This is a genomic window from Streptomyces sp. DG2A-72 (genome assembly GCF_030499575.1).
GTDB lineage: Bacteria > Actinomycetota > Actinomycetes > Streptomycetales > Streptomycetaceae > Streptomyces.
The window spans coordinates 311,639-324,870 of the sequence record NZ_JASTLC010000001.1; the positions used below are offsets into that span (position 1 = coordinate 311,639).

The 13,232-nt window shown below is 67.0% G+C and carries 13 protein-coding genes and 4 pseudogenes; 9 read left to right on the forward strand and 8 right to left on the reverse strand.

The window, feature by feature from the left end; all coding sequences use genetic code 11:
• The first annotated feature begins 319 nt into the window (after positions 1–319).
• Complete coding sequence (locus QQY66_RS01680; protein ID WP_301987755.1) at positions 320–586, forward strand: hypothetical protein; 267 nt, start codon at positions 320–322, stop codon at positions 584–586.
• 139 nt (positions 587–725) lie between these two features.
• Positions 726–968 (forward strand): hypothetical protein, encoded by a 243-nt coding sequence (locus tag QQY66_RS50195; RefSeq protein WP_367666956.1) that lies wholly within the window; start codon positions 726–728, stop codon positions 966–968.
• Positions 969–1,192: 224 nt separating this feature from the next.
• Here the strand turns inward: QQY66_RS50195 and QQY66_RS01690 are convergent, their stop codons facing one another.
• Entirely contained in the window at positions 1,193–1,621 is a 429-nt protein-coding gene (locus QQY66_RS01690; RefSeq protein WP_301977229.1) for a hypothetical protein, read from the reverse strand.
• Positions 1,622–2,490: 869 nt separating this feature from the next.
• Positions 2,491–3,429: a serine protein kinase RIO gene (locus tag QQY66_RS01695; RefSeq protein WP_301977230.1), complete on the reverse strand. Its 939-nt coding sequence runs from the start codon at positions 3,427–3,429 to the stop codon at positions 2,491–2,493.
• A gap of 797 nt (positions 3,430–4,226) precedes the next feature.
• Between QQY66_RS01695 and QQY66_RS01700 the strand changes: the two genes are divergently transcribed.
• A complete protein-coding gene (locus QQY66_RS01700) occupies positions 4,227–4,664 on the forward strand; it encodes a hypothetical protein (protein ID WP_301977231.1) in 438 nt (145 codons plus the stop codon).
• Here the strand turns inward: QQY66_RS01700 and QQY66_RS01705 are convergent.
• Positions 4,661–4,912: a hypothetical protein gene (locus QQY66_RS01705; RefSeq protein ID WP_301977232.1), complete on the reverse strand. Its 252-nt coding sequence runs from the start codon at positions 4,910–4,912 to the stop codon at positions 4,661–4,663. The two genes, QQY66_RS01700 and QQY66_RS01705, sit on opposite strands and share 4 nt — an antisense overlap.
• A 93-nt stretch (positions 4,913–5,005) precedes the next feature.
• On the reverse strand, positions 5,006–5,554 hold the full coding sequence (locus tag QQY66_RS01710; RefSeq protein ID WP_301977233.1) for a phosphotransferase: 549 nt from the start codon (positions 5,552–5,554) through the stop codon (positions 5,006–5,008).
• 405 nt (positions 5,555–5,959) lie between these two features.
• Here QQY66_RS01710 and QQY66_RS01715 point away from each other — a divergent pair, with 405 nt between their 5' ends.
• Positions 5,960–6,727, forward strand: a complete 768-nt coding sequence (locus QQY66_RS01715) for an alpha/beta hydrolase (RefSeq protein ID WP_301977234.1) — start codon at positions 5,960–5,962, stop codon at positions 6,725–6,727.
• 67 nt (positions 6,728–6,794) lie between these two features.
• Here the strand turns inward: QQY66_RS01715 and QQY66_RS01720 are convergent.
• Positions 6,795–7,763 (reverse strand): annotated as a pseudogene (locus QQY66_RS01720) (IS5 family transposase); the annotation flags it as partial.
• Positions 7,764–7,859: 96 nt separating this feature from the next.
• Here QQY66_RS01720 and QQY66_RS01725 point away from each other — a divergent pair.
• The 3 genes and pseudogenes from QQY66_RS01725 to QQY66_RS01735 form a co-directional block, all read left to right on the forward strand.
• Positions 7,860–7,985 (forward strand): annotated as a pseudogene (locus QQY66_RS01725) (hypothetical protein); the annotation flags it as partial.
• 68 nt (positions 7,986–8,053) lie between these two features.
• Entirely contained in the window at positions 8,054–8,623 is a 570-nt protein-coding gene (locus tag QQY66_RS01730; RefSeq protein WP_301987106.1) for a group II intron maturase-specific domain-containing protein, read from the forward strand.
• Between the two features lie 134 nt (positions 8,624–8,757).
• A pseudogene (locus QQY66_RS01735) lies at positions 8,758–8,895 on the forward strand (IS110 family transposase); the annotation flags it as partial.
• Here the strand turns inward: QQY66_RS01735 and QQY66_RS01740 are convergent.
• Positions 8,853–9,647, reverse strand: coding sequence for an esterase family protein (locus QQY66_RS01740; protein WP_301977235.1), 795 nt, complete (start codon positions 9,645–9,647; stop codon positions 8,853–8,855). The pseudogene QQY66_RS01735 and the gene QQY66_RS01740 sit on opposite strands and share 43 nt — an antisense overlap.
• A 405-nt stretch (positions 9,648–10,052) precedes the next feature.
• On the opposite strand from QQY66_RS01740, the pseudogene QQY66_RS01745 reads away from it, so the two are divergent.
• Positions 10,053–10,182, forward strand: a pseudogene (locus tag QQY66_RS01745) (RNA-guided endonuclease TnpB family protein); the annotation flags it as partial.
• Positions 10,183–10,198: 16 nt separating this feature from the next.
• Here QQY66_RS01745 and QQY66_RS01750 read toward each other — a convergent pair.
• Both QQY66_RS01750 and QQY66_RS01755 read right to left on the reverse strand, forming a co-directional pair.
• Positions 10,199–11,419 (reverse strand): MFS transporter, encoded by a 1,221-nt coding sequence (locus QQY66_RS01750; protein ID WP_301977236.1) that lies wholly within the window; start codon positions 11,417–11,419, stop codon positions 10,199–10,201.
• A gap of 135 nt (positions 11,420–11,554) precedes the next feature.
• Positions 11,555–12,475 (reverse strand): chlorophyllase, encoded by a 921-nt coding sequence (locus QQY66_RS01755; protein WP_301987108.1) that lies wholly within the window; start codon positions 12,473–12,475, stop codon positions 11,555–11,557.
• Between the two features lie 157 nt (positions 12,476–12,632).
• On the opposite strand from QQY66_RS01755, the gene QQY66_RS01760 reads away from it, so the two are divergent.
• Complete coding sequence (locus QQY66_RS01760; RefSeq protein ID WP_301977237.1) at positions 12,633–13,223, forward strand: TetR/AcrR family transcriptional regulator; 591 nt, start codon at positions 12,633–12,635, stop codon at positions 13,221–13,223.
• Positions 13,224–13,232: the final 9 nt, after the last annotated feature.

Sequence of the window (13,232 nt, forward strand, 5' to 3'; positions counted from 1 at the left end):
CACGGTCACGTCCGCGGACAGGCGGTTGGCCAGGCCGAGCCGCCCGTCGGCCCCCGGGCCCACCATGGAGAAACTGCTGATGAATTCCTCCGATTCCGCCCTGCGCCCGGTCCGCTCCATCCGCCGGACCAGGGGGACGACCGCCCGCTCGGCCATCGCGTCGTGGTCCGGGGCGACGATGGACAGGGGCGGCGGGTGGCCGCCCGGGAGTACGAAATGGACATCAGCGGCGGCAGCAGGTATAGGGCTGCGGCCGCGGGCCTGCGGGAGAGTTCCCGTTATTGTCAGTCGACGCGGGACACCAAGAATTGGTCCTCACGTGGGCATGCCGTTCGAGATGGACGCGGTGGCTGGTGGCGCTCCGGGAGAGGGCGAAGCCCAGGATGAAGACCTTCTGCCGGCCGAGGCCGTAGGAGATCATACGGATGTTCCACAGGCTCTGATCGAGCTGGTTGCGGACGGACTCCGCGTCACTGCGGTGGGGGTAGATGAGCTGGTGGGCGAGCGTGGCTTCGGGGTTCTGCTGAAGGTACTCGGCCCGATGGAAGCCGCGCTCGATGTCGCTTGGTCGCCGCTTGCCAGTTGAGGCGTCCCAGACGCCGCGGTCGTCGGGGGTGGTGGTGATGCCGACCTGGACACGGTGAGCGTGGTCGCCGTGACGGCATGGAACGCGCAGCAGGTGGTACCAGCGGCTCTAGTTGCGGCCTTCGCGGTGTTCGAGTCGGGTGACCGGCGCGGAGGCAAGGACTGAGGAAGGCTATGAGGTCGTCGCGCTGTTCTTCTGTCAGAACGGTGCGGTAAAGGCTCATGCGCTGCCGGGGCCGGTCGAGGTCGTAGGCGCGCAGACCCGACCACTCGACATGCAGTGGCAACTCGATGCGACCGTGCACGGGACCGGCCAGATCCTTGAGCGAGCTCGGCAAACGGCGCGCGTACCGGGCACGCAGCACGTCAGCCGCGGGAGGTGAGGAACTGGCCTGCGGATCCACGTGCGGATTGTTCCACTCACGGCGACAGGCCAGACTCCTCGGAGCTGTCCGCAGCGCCACGTAGGTCTGCAAGCATCCGCCTGATGTCCTCGGCCAGCGTCGCGGGTGTGGAGACCCGGCCGGCTCGAACGGAGAGAGCACCCGGAGTGTCAGCCGGATCAGCCTCCACCAGGTAACCCACTTCCGACAGGATGAATGAGTGGTCATTCGACGAGAGTGATGACGCCGTCAGGAATCCAGCCCTCGAGATACCCACGTAGAAATGTACCGAGTTCACGTGGATGTACATCAAAATCTTCGTCCTCGACGTCCGACAACGGATGCCAGGCATAGTCGGCATCCGTAACGGAGCGGGCGCTGGCGCGAAGACTGATCGACCTCACTCTGTTGTGACGGACGACGAAGATATGTATCGATTCGTCCAGACTGCCTCGCTCCGGTGGTGGGTTGAATCTTCCGACTACCGGAGTGCGTGCAAGGAACCAGTGAGAGAAGAGCGGGTCCAGGACGTGAATGACGGAGAACTGTGACGGGCGGATGCGGATTACCTTCGAAGTGACCGGCCGCCAAGAAGACTCGCCGTGAACTCTGCATAGCAGCACACGTTCTTGGCGGTCGATCACGGCCAGCACATTGCAAGGAGAATTCTTTCGGAATGCACTCCTCATGCCTTGAGCGTCCGTCAGAACCGATACCCACGCCTCCGCTGAGTAGAAGAGGAATGAAGCTGACAACAATCCGGTGATTCACTGACGTGAGATCCAGCTGTCCCTGTGTCCAGCTCCTGACGATGTAACAGCCACCGACACGATCTGAGGACAGGCCCTGACCTGCAGCGATCAGCTAAGCGTTCCCGAAGTGGCGAGTGTGCGTTCCGGAGCGATCTCCTGGCCACCTGCTGACCTGCGGCGACGGAGTTTTCTACAAGCCCCGTCGGCTCACGGGGCTGACCGCTGCTTCGAGCGGCACTCAGACCCTCATGGCCGATGCCGCGCAGCGTACCCCGTTACGACTACTCACAGTGAAATCGCAACTGGCCGTACGTGGGGAATTCCAACTGGCCGCCGTCAGTCCTCCGCCACACAGACGACGATCTCTTCGGACTCATCGGTCAGCGACACTTCGTGCAGCCCTCTCGACCGGACTCGACATCCCGGCCGATTGCAGGGCTGGGCCCCGACATATTTCGGGCAAACGAATCAGCATCACCACCTCACGCACCGCCACATCCCGGTGGCTGCTGCTCTCTCCCCGCCCGAATTCCCGAAACCTCTTGAGCCTTCGGAGGGACACCCCGCTGACCTGCGCAAACACCGGCCGGGCGGGCTCGCCTATCCCCCGACGGGCGGCCACTGGAGGGGCGCGAAATGGTGACCCCGCGACGCGGGCCCTGCAACGTGGCGTGAGCGAGAAGGACATCCGTTGGGATGGACGCCCTTTCCGCTGCCGCAGCCTGACCAAGCCGGTGAACCTAATCGGTCAAAGCACCAGCCCGCCCGGTTCAGAAGGCGTGCGCCATCAGCTCCGCGAACAGCGCGTGCTCGTCGACCTCGAGGCCCCGCGAGCGGAACCAGCGGCAGATGTTGGCGCAGTCGCGCTGAAGGAAGGTCATCCCGTTGAGGTTGCCGACCAGGTCGACGATCTGTGGCAGGTCGATGATGACCAGCCGCTCGCCCGCCGCCAGGATGTTGTACGCCGAGAGGTCGCCGTGCACGACGCCGTTCTGCACCATCGTCGCGAGCGCATCGCTGAGTTGCTCGAAGTACGCCGCCAGCAGCTCGGGTGAGGGCCGAGCCTGGGCGAGCCGGGGCGCGGTCTCGACGGCGCCGTCCTCGTCGACGACGGTGATCCACTCCATCAGGATCTCGGTGCCGTCGATCTGGACCGGATAGGGAACCGGCAGCCCGAGGTCCCAGAGCCGCACCAGCGCACCCCACTCGGACACTGCCCACTCGCCGGCCGCGACCTGCCGGCCGAAGGTGCTCTTCCGCTTGAGGGCCCGTTCGTCACGTGAGCGCTTCATCGAGCGGCCCTCGGTGTAGGACGCTGAGCGGTGGAAGGTCCGGTGCTCGGGAGAGCGGTACCGCTTGGCCGCCATGACGACGCCGGCGGCGGGGTCGAGCGGGTCGGCGCGCTCGACGAGGTGGACGTCGGCTTCCTTGCCGGTCTTGAGGACGCCGAGATCGGTGTCGATCGCACCCTGCGAGGTCACCACCCAGTCCGGGAGCGGCTCGGGGCCTCGGCAGAGGGGTTCGACGCTGAGCCAGGTCGACCAGCGCTGGCCGTCCTCGAGGTCGTCGTAGGAACGGAAGTCGAAGACGAACCGGTCGTCGACGTCGCCCAGGTCGTCCGGCGGCGGGACGCGGCGGTAGGGGTCGGTGCTGAAGTCGTCAGGAAATGCCGGGTGCTGAGGGTGCTGCGAGAGATCGTCGTGAGACATCGCTGGAGGTGCTCCATGAGGCGAGAGAGAGGCGGTCTGCGGGCAGGCCGAGGACAGTCGTAATCACGGTCGTGCCTCCTCTCGTGGAGCACCGGGCAGCTCCCGGTGACTCGCCCATGGTGAGGGGCAGACACCGGGAGCGGCAACCGAATAAAGCCGGCCCGCGTCGAGCGGCCCCAGCGGTGCCGTAGGTTCCGGCGTGATCCTCTGTACCGGGCTCGTCCCGGCCCTGCTCGGGCTGACGTTGGCCGGGTCATTGCCGGCCGGACCCGCAGTGGCCGAGCGGGATGGGAGACCCGTACTTCACACAGAACGGCAACGGCGGCATCGACGTGCTGCACTACGACGCAGCCCCGGGGCAGTTTGGTGCGGGCTGGATCCAGAAGGAAGCGCGGCGCGTCTCCAGAGGCACGGCCGTCGATTGGCGTCACGCGGTGAACAGTGGGAAACGGGGTACTAGGCTCCGCCTAGCACGGCAACGGTCTCGCCCGGAGCGGGTCCACGCTCGCGAAGCTGAGCCTCAGCCCCAGGCACCTCACTCGCGACTTCGCTCACTCGACTGGAACCGCATAGCGACGGTCACAGGCGTCTTGGTCGGCATCGCGACACTTGGCTTCACCGGATGGGCAACCCTCGTGCAAGCCAGGGTCGCTGAAGACCAGCTCGCCCAATCGAGGGAAGCCGCAGAAGAGCAAGCTCGTGGTCAGGCCACTCGCACGGCGGCTTGGTTGGATCAGGGACCTGACGGGGCACCACGGATCCACGTTGCGAACCGATCTCCCGACCCGGTTTTCGAGGTGCTGGTGGTCTTCAGCGTGCAAGGCAACACGGCTGAGGACGTCGTCGATGAGCAAGGGGACGCAGTCCGCGACGTCACCGACGGGGAACCCGGCCGGCTTGTCTTGGGTAGCGGAGGAGTTCTCTTTGGGTCCATCGGACCCTGCTCCGAGTTGGTCGTCGATATGGACGTCCCCGACTACACAGGGCACTGGAGCGGCGTACTCAAGAAGCACAGGTTGTCGCGTGAGGAGCTGCGGTATCGGAACCCACTGACGTCCTTCACGGACTCGAGCGGCGTTTCCTGGTTGCGCAGCGAGAGCGACCTGATGAAGGTGCAGGACGGGAACAACGAAACAGACCGGGCCTACTTCGGCATGCAAGACGCGGAGTTCATGGCCACCCAGATCCCTCCCGTGGCGACGCAGGTGCCGTCCTGCGGTACTCCCGGCCCCTAGAAGGGTGCCCAATCCCGCCGGGATCCACCTGACCGCAGCGTCTCGACACGCTTCTCCACTTCTTCGGCTGCGCGCGGGGTCGTGCCGGCGTTCTGCGCGAGCCAGGTGACCATCAGCAGTTCGCGGACGCTCCGGAGCACGGTGTACCCAGACCATCGCCGGACGTCGAAGCCGTAGCCCTCCGCGAAGTCGACGTACTCGGCTTCCGTGTGACAGCCGAAGCTGTCGTAGTAAATGGCCGTCTGCATGAGATCCCACTCGCGGAGCCAGTCGCGAAGCCGTCCAGCTCGATGACCTCCGGGTGCCCCTCGGCGTCGTGCAGGACATTGCCGACGTTGAAATCATCGTGTAGATGCCCCGGCGGAAGGACGAACTCCAGATGCTCGTACTGAGCCGCCAACTCCGCAGCTGGACCGACTGGATACGCCTGAGTCTCGGCACGGATCACAGCAGCGCTGCTCGACCTTGTCGAAGGTACGGAGGGCGGGCAGGGAGAAGTGCGGCGGCTCCAGTCCGTGAAGCCGCCGGAGGAGTTCGCCCACCTCACGTGCACTGGCGTACTTCTCGCCGTCGGCCAGCCCCTCCCAGAAGGTCACGGGGTGGTCCTCGACGACGACAGGTTGCTCGGCCTCCGTGACGAGTCGTGCTGCTGGGCAGCCCTCAGCCACGAGCCGTTGCGCGACAGCGACCTCTCGACGCACGGACGGCAGACGGTCCGCGTGGCGGCCGACGCGAGAGACCACCCGCCCGCCGTCGATGCGGAACACCGCATGGTCACCGAGTCGCAGCATTTCGACTCCGTCGGGGTCCAGCCCGACCAACCCGCAAGCTCTGCGCAGGATGCTCTCTGCCGCGGTGGAGCCGAAGGCGGTTCGTTCGCTGGTCGTCATGCCGTCTCACCCTCCTGTGTGACATAGCCACTCCGGTGCAACAGGCAGAGCGAAGATGGCCCGCCCTCGCGTCGCTCCCTGGTCTTGATCCTCGACTCCGCAGGTCAGCCCATACCGAGCGTCGCAGCGGGTCACAATGCTGCACGGCTCCCCCTAGCAAACCGCCGGTGCGCCCACGAGCGCGACTGGGGCCTGTCTGGAGGTGTGATCACATGGCGGGGGAAAAGGTTGGAGGGATGGTGATCGTTCTGATAGCTTCCAGTCGACCGTGACACCACCCGAGGAGGTGAGACCCATGAACGCTGTATCCATGTGGGTGCTCCCCCTTGCCGTCACGGCCGGCGATTGACGTAGGTGTCGCCGGGAGCGCCTCGACAACAAGGCACTCCCGAAAGGCAACAACCTATGCACTCCCTGCAGTTCACCGCCGAGTCGTCGTCGAACGGCATGCTCGAACGCGACTTCACCGTGGGCGGCATCCCCGGGGTCCTCTGGTCGCCGGCCTCCAATGCGGCCGATCGCGCGCCCCTGATCCTGATGGCCCACGGCGGCGGCAACCACAAGAAGCACCCGGCGATGTCCGGCCGCGCCCAGCGGCTCGTGACCGGCTGTGGCTTCCACGTCGCCGTCATCGACGCGCCCGGTCACGGCGACCGGCCGCGCACGACGCACGACGAGGCGGAAATCGCCGAGCTGTTCCGGGCGAGGGCGGCGGGCGAGCCGGAAGGCCCGATCGTCGTGCGCTACAACGCGCACCTGGCGGAGCTCGCCGTGCCCGAGTACCAGGCGACCCTGGATGCCCTCCAGGAACTCCCGGAGATCGGCACCCACGGGCCGGTCGGCTTCTGGGGCATCAACATGGGCACCGCGATCGGCATACCGTTCGTGGCGATCGAACCCAGGATCACCGCCGCGGTCTTCGGTCAGCACTGGCCCGATGTCCTGGCCGAGAAGGCGAAGCAGATCGCCATCCCGATCGAGTTCGACCTGCAGTGGGACGACGAGCACATCTCACGCGAGGAAGGTCTCGCGCTGTTCGACGCCTTCGCCTCAAAGGAGAAGTCGTTGCACGTGAACTCGGGCAAGCACAAGGAGCTGCCCCGGTTCGAGGCCGACAGCGCGGTCCGGTTCTTCGCCCGGCACTTCGGCAGAGCCGTCACCTCGCTGGCCTGACGTGCGCGGTTGCGGCGTCCGGCTTGCCAGCCGGGCGCCGCGACCGCGGCCCCGGGTTGAGGCTGCGTATCCAGATGATGGATCCGCGTAGTTGGAGCCCCGCGATGTAGCTCGCGGGCGTCTTGTCGTAACGCGTGGCCAGGCCCCGCCATGCCCGGATCTTGTTGATGCAGCGTTCCACCGTGTTGCGCTCCTTGTACTGCTCAGCGTCATGGGCCGCCGGTCGACCGCCGTCCCTGCCGCGCTTCTTGCGGTTCGCGGCCTGATCAGCCTTCTCCGGGATGACCGCCTTGATCCCGCGTCTGCGCAGGTAGGCGCGGTTCGCCCGCGAGGAGTACGCCTTATCGGCAGCTACCGCGTCCGGGCGGGTGCGCGGGCGGCCCACCGGCCCGCGTACCTTGACCTTCTCCAACACCGCGACGAACCGCGGGCTGTCGGCGGCCTGCCCGGGCGTGAGCACGAACGCACCAGCGGGCGGCACCGCGGTCTGCCGCGAGGTGGACCTTGCTGGTCAGCCCACCGCGCGAGCGACCCAGCACCGCCGCCTTGAGCCGAGCCCGGCGGCGCCGACGCAGCCGCCGGCGCTCGGCCCGCGCGGACTCCCCGGCCGGCGAGTCGACGGGGTGATTTGCCCGGTTTCCGTGGCCCCTTTTCCTGCGCCGCGGCCTCTTCCAGCGCCGCCAGGACCTCCGATTTCCACCATCATCCCGGCCGCGTCGTGATGGGCCCGGGCCACCGTGGAGTCCACGCTGACCAAAGACATGTCCGCCTGGCCGCGACGCGCAGCGTCGGCGATCATCCCCTCCATCATCGCGGCGAACATGCCGACGTCGCGCCACTGGGTAAAGCGGTCATAGACCGTCTGCCAGGCCCCGAATTCCTCGGGCATCTCTCGCCATTGGCCGCCAGTGCGAAACCGCCAGATGACGCCCTCGAACTGTGCGCGCAGGTGCTGCGGGAAAGGGCCGTACCGTCCGATCGGCAGGAACGGCTCTATCAGGCCCCACTCATCATCGCTCAGTTCACGTCGCGTCACCGGAGGTTTTCTACCAGCTCGGCGTGACCCTCGGGTCCGAAACAGACCGCATTGATCACGACTCCAGACAGGCCCCTAGGACGCCTGGTCGCCCCGCCCGTGCCAGCCCGGGCACCGCGCATACTCGGCATCGACGAGTTCGCGTTCCGCAAGGGACGGACCTACGGCACCGTCCTCGTCGTTGTGGAGACCTCCCGGCCCGTCGACCTCCTGCCGGACCGGGAGACCAGCTCCGTTGCCACTGTGCTCCGTATCTCGCCAACGGGCCGGGCGGGTTGAACACCACCAGGGTGCGATGCCTGGGACGAGGCCGCCGTGGCGAACCCAACCTCCGGTTGGTCCGCTACGCGGATGACTTCCTCGTACTCGTGGCCGGGACTCGTGATCACTGCGAAGTGCTGCGCGAGGAGGTGGCAGCGGTCCTCGCACCGATGGGCATGCGCCTGTCGATGGAGAAGACGACGATCACCCACATCGATGAGGGCCTCGACTTTCTCGGCCGGCGCATCCAGCCTCACCGCAAGGTCAAGATCGCGTGCCGGATGGACGTCAACCAGCCGCTGCCGAACCTGCTGCGTCAGCTCAATCTGATGCTGCGGGGATGGTGCGCCTACTTCCGGCCCGGCGTGTCCAGCGCCACGTTCCAGTACCTGCACAACATTGTGTGGCACCAGGTCTGGAAGTGGATCAGGCGCAAGCGCCGCCGGACACACTGGAAGGAACTCAGCCGTCGCTACCACGTCAGGCGAGGATGGCCGGCCGCCGAGGAGATCACACTGTTCGGCCCGGAGAAGGTACGCACCACGCGCTACCGCTGCCGGGGAGCGGTGATCCCCTCGCCCTGGCCAGCCACAGGATGAGGAACTCAAGGAAGTCCGGGGGGACTTGTGGAGAGCCCGGCGCTCGAAGACGGGCACGCCGGGTTGGGGAGGCGGTCCGGGAACCAACCGGCAACGATGCTGGCAGGGCGCCCCGGCCCGGCCTCGCCGCGCCGCGCCGCGCCGCGGGCAAACGCCACACCCATGCGGTGATCGCCCTTGCCCGCCGCAGAGTCGACGTCCTGTGGGCCCTGATCCGGGACGGCCGCTTCTACGAAGTCGCTCCGCCCAAGCCCACCGGCTGGTTCGGGTGATCATCAGGCCGCCACAACCAGCGCAGAGCATCTGGGAGCAGGACACCACCGTGGTTGGGGCTGTGGCCGCCATCACCCAGGACGAGACGGAAGTCGTAGCCGGCTTCTGCGAGTGCTGCCGCGACACGCAAGTTGTCGGCGAGCCAGTTCGCCTCGGGCTCGTTCCAGCGCAGGTCACGATGGCCCGCCTGCAGGAAGATCCGCAGCGGCTTGCGGGGAACGCGGGGAATGACTTCGGGGTACGGGTTGCCGTCCGGCATCTGCGCGAAGCTGGACAGGTACCCGATGACGCGGCGGAACTTGTCCGGGCGCAGCCACGCCGCGGTGAAGGCGCAGTTGCCGCCGCTGCTGCCACCGCAGATGCCCCACTGATCGGGGTCCTCGGCGATCGAGTAGTGCTTGTTGACCTCGGGGACGATCTCGTTCAGGAGGAAACTGACGTACCGGTCGTCGAATGCGTCGTACTCGGTGTTGCGGTTCTTCGGATCCTCGGCGTCGGGGAAGACACCCGGGTCGACGAACACGCCGATGGTGACCGGGATGTCACCCCGGTGCATGAGGTTGTCCAGGACGATCGCCCCGCGGACCTCACCTGCGGGGTCCAGGTACCACCATCCGTCCTGGAACACCATGAGCGACGCTGGGTTGGCGGGGTTGTAGCTCGCTGGCACGTGGACCCAGAACTTCCGGGACGTGCCGGGGTACATCGCGCTGTCGTTCCAGTCGAACTCGATCGTTTCCCCAGCGGGCACGTCCGGCTGTAGAGCCGAGTCGGGGCCGTGAGCGTAGCGAACGTCCGACTGGTCAACCGGAATTGGCTGGTAGGGCACCTCGATCGTCACGCGAGCCAACCTAGGAGAGATCGCGAACCGTCTCAAAGGGATTTAGGGCCTGCCCCAAACGGCTTGACTTCTCCGTTGGAAAGCCACTGCGCGCTCAGCGTCGGGGGGCGCGCCTCGGCGATCAACGGCGCACCTCACCTTCCACACCTTCCACTTCCTTTCGCCCGTACGGTGCGGCTCATGTGCAGGGGGAATCGTCTTCAGCAACCCGTCGTCCGGGTACGGGAAGCAATCGGCTCTTCCGCAGTGAGTTGGTGATGCCGTGCGCCGTTGCCGTTCGTGGTCGGACGCTGGATCGTCGTGTCGCGGGAGGAGACCGCATGCAGGACGGTGAGCCCACGGGACAAGAACTCCGCACGCGTGATGCTCATCCGGGGCTGGTCTCAACCCGGCTGGCGCTGAGGGCATAAGGCCACCTGGGGCGCTGCTCCAAGAGGCGGCCTGAGTCAGAAATCCCCCCTTCAGGGAGGGGAGGATTCAAGGGAGTACTCGGTCTGCCGCGTGGGCGACCTCGCGTGATGTGCGGCTACGGCCATGACGAGGACGGACGCCAGGACGATGCCGGCGCCGACGTAGAGCGGTGCGGTGTAGCCGAGGCCCGCGGTGATGGCCAGGCCTCCGAGCCAGGCGCCGAGGGCGTTGCCGAGGTTGGACGCGGACACGTTGGCGCTGGCGGCGAGTGCCGCCCCGTGGGCGTAGTCGGTGACGCGGGTGATCATGCCGGGGACGCCGGCGAATCCGAACAGCCCCATCAGAAAGACCAGGATCACCGAAGCGGTGGCGCTGCCCGCCAGCAGGCCGAACGCGGCCAGGGTGATGGTCAGTCCGAGCAGGGAGAGGACCAGGGCACGATCACGGTGGCGGTCGGCCGCTCGTCCGCCGATCAGGTTTCCGACGACCAGGCCGACGCCGTACACCATCAGCAGCCAGGCGACATCCGCGGAGGAGAATCCGCCGACCTCGGTGAAGGTGTAGGCGATGTAACTGAACGCGCCGAACATCCCGCCGTAGCTGAGCGCGGTGGCTGTCAGGGTCAGCCAGACCTGCCAGGACCGGAACGCGCGGAACTGGGCCCGCAAGCCGATGGGCGGCATCGGGTCGGAGCTGCCCGCCGCAGTCGGAGGTCGTGTTTCTCCCGCCGCGGCGGGGACGAGGGCGCCGATGCCCGCCAGCGCGAGCACGCCGATTCCGGTGACCGCCCAGAAGGCCGCTCGCCAGCCCCAGCGCTCACCGACCAGCGCGCCGAACGGCACGCCGAGCACGTTCGCGACGGTCAGCCCGGCGAACATGACCGCCACCGCACGGGACTTCTTCTCCGGCGCGACCAGGCTGCGAGCGACCAGCGAGCCGATACCGAAGAACGAACCGTGGCAGAGCGCGGCGACGATCCGGCCGAGCAGCATCACCGGGTAGTTCGGCGCAACCGCCGACAACAGGTTGCCGACGACGAACAACCCCACCAGGCCGACCAGGATCCCCTTGCGGGGCAGCCGCGCCGTCGCCGCGGTCAGCGCGATCGCGCCGACCGCGACACTCAGCGCATACCCGGAGATCAGCCGGCCCGCCGCCGCTTCGGACACCCCGAAACTCGACGCCACCTGCGGCAGCAGCCCGGCGATCAGGAATTCGGTCAGACCGATGCCGAAGCCGCCGAGTGCCAGCGCGATGAGTCCACTCGGCATCCGTCGCTCTCCGATCGCGAGCCCAACGAGTCATGGGGCAGCGGGAGTTCCAGCCGTGGCCGGCCCGCTGTGCCATCAGAGGAACGGAGTTCGGCAGGCGATGTCCATGGACTCGTCGACTGAGCGCGTGCACTTTCACTTGGTTTCGATGCGGCCCAGTGGATTGCCGCTCTTCGTCAATGCCGTGCGGGCTGCCGACCAGCTGGGATCCTGCGGGTCGAGGGCGCTGCGAAGGTAGGCCCAGGTGAGCCGTTGGATCAGGGCGACTCGTTCGGGGTTCTCGTCCGTTGTTTCCCTGGCTTCGTAGCCGGGGATTCCGCCCAGCGAGTGTTCCGCCCCGAACACGGTGAGCAGGCTCTTGCTGCCGGGACTCAAGAAGTAGGGGTTGGCGCACCAGTCCGGCCCCCGAACGGTGAGCGGCGAGTTGTCCTGATCCCCCGCGATCACGAGGGTCGGCGTGGTCATGTCCGCGAAGCTCGGGTTCATGAACGGGTAGCGCTCGGCAGCGAACGGTGACAGGTCGGCGCCGCCCTGTCCGGCCGTGGCGAGCAGCACGCCCGCTTTGATGCGCGAGTCCGAAAGGTCCTCTCCCTTCTTGTTCTGCTCATCAAGGACTCGCAGGCCCAGCAGATTGCCCGCGGTCTGGCCGCCGAAGGAATGTCCGGCTGCGGCGATACGGCTTCGATCCAGGCGGCCACTGAGGCCCGGCACGGCAGCTTCCAGGAGATCAAGGTGGTCGAGGATGCGCTTCATGTCCTCGACTCGGTAACGCCAGATCCGTGGTGTGCGGGGATCGTTCAGGGGAAGGGCCAGGGTCCTGGAGTCGAGATGGGTGGGTTGAATGACGGCGAATCCGTGAGCGGCCCAGAAGTCGGCCAGCGGTCCGTAGCCGTCCAGCGATGAGCCGAAGCCGTGCGAGAAGACAATGATGGGCAGTTCTTGTCCGGCGGTCGGGGCGGACACGCGCACGTGGAGGTCGTGACCACGGCCCGGCGCCGGCAGCGATATCGGCTTCACGGAGACGATGGGAGTGGGCACGCTTGTGGCTGGGTCCATGGTTGCCCTGGCTGATTCGGCCATGGAGCGGTCTTCCTTTCAGCTGTTGCGCGGTTGACGCCCTGGTCTGACATCATGAAGAAACGGTACAGCGTCCCGTTTGAAAATACGGGACACTGTACCGTTTAGTAAGGACGGCAGCGAAGGGAAGGGTGCGGTGAACGAAGACGATCGGGACGCGGGACGTGTAGCGCGGCCCAAGCGGGCAGACGCACGGCGCAACAAGGAGACCCTGCTCGACGCGGCCGCCGCGGTCTTCGTCACGGCGGGCGTGGAAGCGCCGATCCGCGACATCGCGGCCAAGGCCGGTGTCGGGACGGCCACGATCTACCGCCACTTCCCGACACGAGCGGATCTCATCATCGCCGTCTACCGCCACCAGGTCGACGCCCTCGCCGAGGCCGGGCCGGCCCTGCTGGCGAGCAGCGCAACTCCCCATGCCGCGCTCGGGCAATGGATCAACCTCTTCGTCGATTTCCTGGTCACCAAACACGGGCTCGCGGCCGTACTGCAGTCCGACGACCCCTGCTTCGACCCCCTGCACTCCTACTTCCTCGACCGCCTCGTGCCCGTCTGCACTCAGCTCCTCGAGGCCGCCGCCGACGCCGACGAGATCCGCCCCGGCCAGGACGCGTACGAGCTCATGCGCGGAGTCGGAGGGCTGTGCGCGGGCGCGGGCAACAATCCCCGCTACGACGCACGCCGACTGGTCGGACTCCTCATCGCCGGGCTGCGCCGACCGCGGTGACAGCGGCCG

Excerpts from the sequence above, each read along its gene's own strand:
- QQY66_RS01695 (WP_301977230.1), bottom strand. The coding sequence starts at position 3,429 with ATGTCTCACGACGATCTCTCGCAGCACCCTCAGCACCCGGCATTTCCT.
- QQY66_RS01705 (WP_301977232.1), bottom strand. The coding sequence starts at position 4,912 with ATGCAGACGGCCATTTACTACGACAGCTTCGGCTGTCACACGGAAGCC.
- QQY66_RS01710 (WP_301977233.1), bottom strand. The coding sequence starts at position 5,554 with ATGACGACCAGCGAACGAACCGCCTTCGGCTCCACCGCGGCAGAGAGC.
- QQY66_RS01715 (WP_301977234.1), top strand. The coding sequence starts at position 5,960 with ATGCACTCCCTGCAGTTCACCGCCGAGTCGTCGTCGAACGGCATGCTC.
- QQY66_RS01750 (WP_301977236.1), bottom strand. The coding sequence starts at position 11,419 with ATGCCGAGTGGACTCATCGCGCTGGCACTCGGCGGCTTCGGCATCGGT.
- QQY66_RS01755 (WP_301987108.1), bottom strand. The coding sequence starts at position 12,475 with ATGGACCCAGCCACAAGCGTGCCCACTCCCATCGTCTCCGTGAAGCCG.